The 2,642-nt window shown below is 38.2% G+C and carries 3 protein-coding genes; 1 reads left to right on the top strand and 2 read right to left on the bottom strand.

Translation table 11 applies throughout. The features are described 5' to 3' along the window. The coding region (locus AX660_RS02560; RefSeq protein ID WP_201027397.1) for a hypothetical protein at positions 1 to 181 on the bottom strand (181 nt) is incomplete at its 3' end. A 181-nt stretch (positions 182 to 362) separates the two neighbouring features. Further along, positions 363 to 1,217: an exosortase-dependent surface protein XDP1 gene (gene xdp1, locus AX660_RS02555; RefSeq protein WP_068372111.1), complete on the bottom strand. Its 855-nt coding sequence runs from the start codon at positions 1,215 to 1,217 to the stop codon at positions 363 to 365. 362 nt (positions 1,218 to 1,579) lie between these two features. Here xdp1 and pssA point away from each other — a divergent pair, with 362 nt between their 5' ends. Beyond that, a complete protein-coding gene (gene pssA, locus AX660_RS02550) occupies positions 1,580 to 2,383 on the top strand; it encodes a CDP-diacylglycerol--serine O-phosphatidyltransferase (RefSeq protein ID WP_068372108.1) in 804 nt (267 codons plus the stop codon). The last annotated feature ends 259 nt before the right edge of the window (positions 2,384 to 2,642 follow it).

The raw sequence follows: 2,642 nt of genomic DNA, 5'->3' as shown, positions 1-2,642 counted from the left end.
TGGCGGGAAGATTTTTAGGGTTAGCCTGTAAGGCATTTTTCAGGTAGATATAAGCTGCGTCGAACTCTTGTTGTTGATAAGACTGTAATGCTTGTTCATAGAAATTATCTGCTGCTTGGGTACTAAATGTACAGGTTGATATTAAACACGATAATAACAATGACTTTAATGAAAACTTCATGAGTTAAACCTTACAATATTAATGGATGACATATTAACGTTTAGTTTTTAAGAATGTTAACGTATTTAACTTTTGAAATGTTGAATTAGATCGTTATTTTTAAGTGATAGGCCATATTGAAAAATAGGCAAAAAAAAGAGATGACCAAGGCCATCTCTTTTTTCTGAAGTTGTTAAGTTAACTATGCAACTTTTTTATTACGACGCGCATAAATACCTAAAGCGCCAACCAATAATAATCCCAAAGCCGTTGGAGCTGGAACTTCTTCTGGTGGAGGGGTGTCTGTTGAATCACCTCTGAGCCTTTTAATTTTGAAAGCGTCATTATTACTAGTTATATTATTGTTGTTAGTTAAACCTGTGCCAAAAACACTGTTATAGGCACCAATTAACCAAAATTGTGATGAAACATCGGTATTGTTAACAGCATAGTAACCATTGTCACTATTAGGTCCTCCATTATATTGACCAACAGTTAACCAGTTACCTGAACTTGCTTGGGCTCCCCAAGTACTGCCATCTAATTGGTTACCTGAAAATACACCAGAGCCAGTGTATGCTAATAAGGTAAAGTCTCCATCGGAACGCCAGCCAAAATCAATACCTGTCAGTGCAACTGATGTATCAAAGCTAACCAAGACCATGTCGTAATCAACATAGCCAGCGTTACCCATATTATCAAAAGCATGACCAGGCTCTTCGCGACTGGACTCATCTGAATTAACCGCCCCCCAACTATTGTTGTCCCAATAATACATCTTTGCTTGGTCAATGTAAGGATCTCGATTTGGGCCACTACCTGTATCTCCTTGGGTATCTGCCCACGCAGATAAATCGGCTTTTACAGACTCACTGCCTTGTGTATCGGTAACCGAAAAACTGTCAGTTGGGCAATAATTCGAACATGATGTTACTGTATTACCTGCTTGTCCGGCTCTTAAATCCCACTCCCATGTGGTTGTACTTGCATTGGTGCTGGTTACAACGGCAAATGCGCTTAATAAACTTAATTTTACGATACTATTGAAAAACTTCATTCTACTACCTCTACTACTCATTAAGAGAGAAACTCAATACCTTCATTAGGTACAAAGCATGTATCGAGCCAAAAAAATAATAACGTTAAAATTCAGTTGGATAGATTGTTTTTTCTAATTTTGCATATAGCTTTTGTAAAATAAGCTGACAACATATAACTAAATTGTTATTTATCGGGTTCATTGTCTTTTATTAGCATCACTTATTAAATATAGGTATTTATCTGTAGGTATTGTTTTTAATATTTAACGGATTTAGTGAACATTGCCTCGGATTAGTAATCTGAGTTTATCTGTTTGAGAGATCTTTATATTTTACTGAGCTGTGCTATCTTGCCTGCTACTTTTTTTGGAGTGCTAAAATGCCTGAGCAGAAACGTCGTGGTATCTATCTATTACCTAATCTTTTAACCACAGCTGGATTGTTTTCCGGCTTTTTCGCTATTGTTTCTTCAATGAATGGCCGTTTTGAAGCTGCCGCTATTGCAATATTTGTAGCCATGATTTTTGATGGTCTGGACGGCAGAGTAGCGCGAATGACCAATACTCAAAGTGCTTTTGGTGCAGAATATGATTCTATGGCAGACATGGTGTCTTTTGGAGTGGCGCCAGCCTTAGTAGCTTATAACTGGGGCTTAAGTGATTTAGGAAAAATTGGTTGGTTAGCTGCCTTTATATATGTGTCTGGTGCAGCACTGCGATTAGCTCGATTTAATACACAGTTGGGTACGGCCGATAAGAGGTACTTTCAGGGCTTAGCTAGTCCAGCAGCAGCAGCATTAGTTGCTGGGCTTGTTTGGGTCGGAGTGGAGTATGGTGCCGCTGGAGCTGATTACGGTATCATTGTAGCCTTTATTACGGGCTTATCTGGTTTGCTGATGGTGAGTAACTTTAAATACAACTCTTTTAAAGAACTAAACTTACACGGCAAAGTTCCTTTTGTTGCTTTACTGATCGTCATGCTGGTATTTGTGGTTGTTGCCACAGAACCTGCTCTAGTGCTATTTATTGTATTTGCCCTTTATGCCCTTGCCGGACCAATCAATACATTTAGAAGTGTAGATAAAGTACGCCTTGAGCATGTAGTAGGTGATCCAGATGAGGAAGATGCAGATTTTCTTCGTGAAGAAACGCAGCAAGAAGTAGTAAAAGATAAAGCGGAATAGCTATATAGGTAGTAGGAACATTTTAATTACAAACGTAAGGCAGATAAATCTGCCTTTTTTGTTTATATAATGTCCAGAAAGTTTAAAAACTCATCTTGTTGATGAATAAATCAGCACTCAAACAATAATTTAAAAAAAGGTGTTGCAAGTGTGAATGGCTTCTCTATAATGCGCCTCCTCGCTTCGGGACAGACTTGAAAGAGTCATTTAAGTCCAGAGGTTGAGTCGCTAAAAGACTGTACGTAAGTCAGGAAATTAG

The sequence above is a fragment of the Paraglaciecola hydrolytica genome (assembly GCF_001565895.1).
Classification (GTDB): Bacteria; Pseudomonadota; Gammaproteobacteria; order Enterobacterales; family Alteromonadaceae; genus Paraglaciecola; species Paraglaciecola hydrolytica.
The sequence above is the reverse complement of the archived record's forward strand: the minus strand, read 5'-3'. Positions and strand labels throughout refer to the sequence as shown.

Excerpts from the sequence above, each read along its gene's own strand:
- pssA (WP_068372108.1), top strand. The coding sequence starts at position 1,580 with ATGCCTGAGCAGAAACGTCGTGGTATCTATCTATTACCTAATCTTTTA.
- xdp1 (WP_068372111.1), bottom strand. The coding sequence starts at position 1,217 with ATGAAGTTTTTCAATAGTATCGTAAAATTAAGTTTATTAAGCGCATTT.